Origin of the sequence: Streptomyces sp. NRRL S-495 (assembly GCF_000966955.1) — a bacterium.
GTDB classification, from domain to species: domain Bacteria; phylum Actinomycetota; class Actinomycetes; order Streptomycetales; family Streptomycetaceae; genus Kitasatospora; species Kitasatospora purpeofusca.
Genome location: NZ_JZWY01001146.1, coordinates 1 through 4,519, shown reverse-complemented (window position 1 = coordinate 4,519; position 4,519 = coordinate 1). Strand labels below are relative to the sequence as shown.

The window sequence follows — 4,519 nt, the reverse complement described above, 5'->3', positions numbered from 1 at the left end:
CCTGCGGCCCGTGCGGGATGCCGATCAGGCTGACCGTCAGCGCCACGCCCACCACCGCGCCGATCTGGCGGGCCATCGTGGTGATCGCCGAGCCGGTGGCGAACCGCGTGGGCGGCAGCGCCGCCGCCGCGGACCCGACGAGGGTGGGCAGGGTCAGTCCCACCCCCAGGCCGGTGAGCAGCAGTCCGGGCAGCAGTTCGGTGGCGTAGCCGGGCCGGACACCGACGGCGGCGGTCCACCAGCCGATGCCTGCGGCGAACAACAGGGTGCCGAGCGCGGCGACCCGTCCGGGGCCGAGCCCGCGCACCATGGCGGCGCTGCCCAGTGCGACCGGCGGCACCAGCAGCGGTCCGGGGGCAATGGCGAGTCCGGTGCGCAGCGCCGAGTACCCCCAGGTCTGCTGGCACCACAGGACCGAGGTCAGCAGCATGCCGGCGAAGGCGAGGGTGAACAGCAGGGCTGCGGTGTTGGCGGCGGCGAAGACCGGCACCCGCAGCAGCGGCAGTTCGACGATGGGGGCGCGGTGGCGGGCCGAGCGGCGCAGGAACCAGGCGGTCAGCAGGGTGCTCGCGAGCAGGCTGCCCAGGACCTGGGGCGAGAGCCAGCCCCATTCGTCGGCCTTGACCAGGGCGACGGTGAGGGTGGCGATGGCGGCGGTGAGCAGGACGGCGCCGAACAGGTCCGGCAGCGGGCCGTTCTCCTTGGCGCGCGACCTGGGCAGTACGCGGGCGCCCGCGGCGATGGCGGCGATGCCGACCGGGACGTTGGCGATGAACACCCAGCGCCAGTCGGCCTCGACCAGCAGTCCGCCGAGGACCGGTCCGAGGCCTGCGGCGATCCCACCGATCGAGGCCCAGGCCCGGATGGCGCCGGGGCGCTCGGCTGCGGGAGTGGCATCCAGCAGCAGTGCCAGTGAGGTCGGCATCAGCGCGGCCGCGCCAGCCGCCTGGAGCACCCGGGCGGCGTCGAGCCAGCCGACGGTCGGGGCGAGTGCGCACAGTGCGGAGGCGGCGGTGAAGACGGCCAGCCCGGCGAGGAACACCGTCCGGTGGCCGATGCGGTCGGCCAGCCGTCCGGCGGGGACCAGCAGCGCGGCGAAGACGATGGCGTAGCCGTTCAGCACCCAGGACAGGGTGGCCAGGCTGCTGCCGTGGAAGTGCTGCTGCATCGCCGGGAGGGCGACGTTGACGATGAACAGGTCGAGGTTCGAGACGAAGACCGCGGCGGCGAGTACCAGGAACGCGGTGCGCCGGTGGGGGTGGTCCCGGTCGGTCGGCGCGACTACTGGGTTTGATATTCCAACTAACTTCATGGCCCGGAACGCTAGCGGCAGTGAGTTTGAATACGCAACCCTCTATGGGAGGCTGGTGGAGTGACCCCGCACACCGATGCCCCCCAGCCCACAGCCGCCCGTGCCGCCGCCACCGCACTGCCGGGCCGCCCCTGCTCCATCGCGGCCGCGCTGCAGGTCCTCGGCGAGAAGTGGGCACTGCTCGCCGTACGCGAGCTCTTCTACGGCAACCACCGGTTCGACCGGATCGCCCGCAACACCGGCGCCCCCCGCGACCGGCTCACCGCCCGGCTACGGGCCCTGGAGGCCCTGGAGGAAGCGGGAGTGGTCGAACGCCGCGCCTACAGCGAGCGCCCGCCGCGCTACGAGTACCACCTCACCGAGGCCGGCCGGGACCTCGCCCCGCTCACCCAGGCCCTGCTCGCCTGGGGCGACCGCTGGCTGTCGCCCGAGCCACCGGTGGTGCTGCGCCACCATCCGGACCACCGGGACCACCCGCACGACTCGGACGACCCGCACGACTCCGACGACCCCGGCCACCCGCTGGACGCGGCCTGGACCTGCCGCACCTGCGGGGCGGAGGTGCACAGCCCGGACGTCACCCTGGAGATCCGCTCCCCCGGCTGGGACCGCCACGGCCCCACCGCCCCCGGCCGTGAGGATGTGGCCGTCGCGCCGGATCGCGCCGGTCAGGACGGGGATGTGTCGTAGGACGCGGGCCGGCACTCCGCCCGGGGTCCGGCCCGTGACGGAAGCCGTCCGGTGACCTGCCGGGACAGGTGCCACCCTTGTTGCCCCCCACTCCGGGTTTTCGGCCCGGTTGTGACCGAGCGCAGGGGGATTCGGCAGGTCGGAGGGACAGATCTGTTCGGGACGCGTGGGCGCGGTGGCAGCGGCAGCGGCAGCGGCCTAGCGGGTGACGGCTGCCGTGCAGGTCACCAGGGCACTACGCCGGCGTCGTCGAAGAACTGTCCGGTGGGGCCGTCGTCGGGCAGGGTCGCGAGTCGGACGGCGATCGCCGCGCCCTGTTCGGGGGTGCGCACGCCGCGGAAGCCGTTGAGGTCGGTGGCGACGTAGCCGGGGCAGCCGGCGTTGATCAGGATGTTCGTGCCGCTCAGCTCCCGGGCGTACTGGAGGGTGACGGCGTTCAGGAACGTCTTCGACGGCGCGTACGCCGCGGACAGCGGACCTGCCGTCCGCTCGGCGGCGGGTCCTGACTGCCGGACGAGGGAACCGACGCTGCTGGACATGTTCACGATCCGCGGTGCGGCGGAGCGGCGCAGCAGCGGCAGCATCGCGTTGGTGACGCGGACGACGCCGATCACGTTGGTGTCCACGACCGTGCGGATGGTGGCGGGGTCGATCCGGCTGGGCTCCTGGGGCATGTCGCCGGCGATGGCGGCGTTGTTGACGAGCACGTCGAGGCGTCCGGCCTGTTCCTCGATCAGCCGCGCGGCGGCGGTCGCGCTCGCGTCGTCGGTCACGTCCAGCGGCACGGCGAACGCGTCGATGCCGGCGGCGCGCAGTTTCTCCACCGCGGCGCTCCGGCGCCGGTCGTCGCGGGCGCCGACGCCGACGCTCCAGCCGAGAGCGCCCAGGCCCGCGGCGATCTCGTAGCCGATTCCCTTGTTCGCGCCGGTGACCAGCGCGATCGTTCGTTCGTTCATGGGGACCATGCTGCTCCCGGACCTCGGCGGGGGTCCAAGACCGATCGGGTGGGCAACGATACCGTCAGGGTATTGATCCGGGATAACGTGGCCGGATGGAGACCCGGGAACTGCGGTATTTCGTCGCTGTCGCCGAAGAGCTGCACTTCGGGCGTGCCGCGCAGCGGCTCGGGATCGCGCAGCCACCGTTGTCACGGGCGATCCAGCAGCTCGAACGCCGGCTCGGGGCAGCGCTGTTGGATCGGACCAGTCGCACTGTCGCGCTGACCGGGGCCGGCGCGGTGCTGCTGGTCGAGGGCCGGGCCGCTCTCGACGCGGTCGAGGCCGCAGAGCGTCGGACCCGCCGCGCCGCCCTTTCCGTGACCGGCCGCCCCGGCCTGGTCCTGGTCACGAAGGCCAGCGCGTCCCGTGAACTGCTGGCGGGGCTGCTCGACGCGTACGCCGCCGAACCCGGCGCGGTCCCCGTCGACGTCATCCTGTGCGGCCCGGCCGAGCAGGCACGATTCCTGCGCGAGGGCCGGGCCGACGTGGCGCTGCTGCACCGGCCGTTCGACTCGACGGCCGGATTCCACACCGAGGAGCTCAGCACGGAGAGCCAGGTGCTGGTCCTGCCGGCCGGGCATCCGCTCACCACCCGGGCCCATGTGCACATGGCCGACATCACCGCGCTGCCGGGCCTGCCCCTCCCACGCTGGCCCGACCCCGACGGCACCTACCCGCCCGGCCCCGGCCCGCAGGTCCGCGACCACGCGCAGTTGCTGCAGCTCGTCGCGCTCGGCCGGGCCTGCGCGGTCTCACCGGAGTCGTGCCGGGACCAACTGCACGCCGACCTCGCCGCCGTGCCCGTGCTGGACGCGCCGACGGTCACCACCGTGATCGCCTGGCCGCCGCACAGCCGGTCCAGAGCCGTCGCCGACCTCGTCCGGACCGCGACACGTCTCCAGTAGGCCCCACCCGGCCGGACTCCACCCCTCGCGGCCCGGCTCGGAAACGCGATCCCCCGCATCCACGGGAAGACCGGCAGGCCGCACCGCCGACCGCAGAGGCTGTTCGCCGACCGCGGCTACGAGTACGAGTACGACAAGTACCGCCTACAACGGTTCCAGGGCCTCGCCCTCCCCGACCCCGGCGGGCCAGCAGGCGGTCGGGCTCGGTCATCACCATCGGGAGACCGTGGACCACGGCGTGGATGAGGCTGCGGCCGCGAGTTCGCTGCCGCCGGGACGCGGTTCGTCGGGCAGCCACCGGCCGGTTCCGATCCCGGTGAGCAGTGCGGCCGCCAGGCGCAGGGCCGGCCCGGCTGGAAAGGCCGGCTGGATGCAGGCGTACTCTGATAGCCGGGCCCCTCACGTCGACGAGCGTGAGGGGCCCGGCTGTCTCCAGCTGGTTTCGACGCAGGTCAGGGCCCGGCGATGATCCAGGTCACGAAGATCGCGTCCATCTCCCCGCTGAAGGACGGTCCACTCCTGACGGACGATGGCGGCGGCGGTGGCCGGGTCGGCGGCCCAGAGCTGAGCAGGACCGGCCGTGCCCGGTACGGCAGCAGGGCCCCGGCCGCGGG

Annotated in this window: 4 protein-coding genes and 1 pseudogene; 3 read left to right on the top strand and 2 right to left on the bottom strand. The window is 73.5% G+C overall.

All coding sequences use genetic code 11. The annotated features are described in order from the left end of the window. Positions 1-1,312 (bottom strand): MFS transporter (locus VR45_RS39975; protein ID WP_078897523.1); only part of this gene is annotated, 1,312 nt, incomplete at its 3' end. A gap of 60 nt (positions 1,313-1,372) precedes the next feature. On the opposite strand from VR45_RS39975, the gene VR45_RS39970 reads away from it, so the two are divergent. Next, entirely contained in the window at positions 1,373-2,002 is a 630-nt protein-coding gene (locus VR45_RS39970) for a helix-turn-helix domain-containing protein (RefSeq protein WP_063772632.1), read from the top strand. A 224-nt stretch (positions 2,003-2,226) separates the two neighbouring features. On the opposite strand, the gene VR45_RS39965 is transcribed toward VR45_RS39970, so the two are convergent. Further along, complete coding sequence (locus tag VR45_RS39965; protein ID WP_045944882.1) at positions 2,227-2,958, bottom strand: SDR family oxidoreductase; 732 nt, start codon at positions 2,956-2,958, stop codon at positions 2,227-2,229. Positions 2,959-3,053: 95 nt separating this feature from the next. On the opposite strand from VR45_RS39965, the gene VR45_RS39960 reads away from it, so the two are divergent. Together VR45_RS39960 and VR45_RS49770 are read left to right on the top strand one after the other, a co-directional pair. Further along, the gene (locus VR45_RS39960) at positions 3,054-3,905 is read left to right on the top strand and encodes a LysR family transcriptional regulator (RefSeq protein WP_045944881.1); all 852 of its coding nucleotides are present in this window, start codon (positions 3,054-3,056) and stop codon (positions 3,903-3,905) included. Positions 3,906-3,950: 45 nt separating this feature from the next. Next, a pseudogene (locus VR45_RS49770) lies at positions 3,951-4,049 on the top strand (IS5/IS1182 family transposase); the annotation flags it as partial. Between the last annotated feature and the right edge of the window lie 470 nt (positions 4,050-4,519).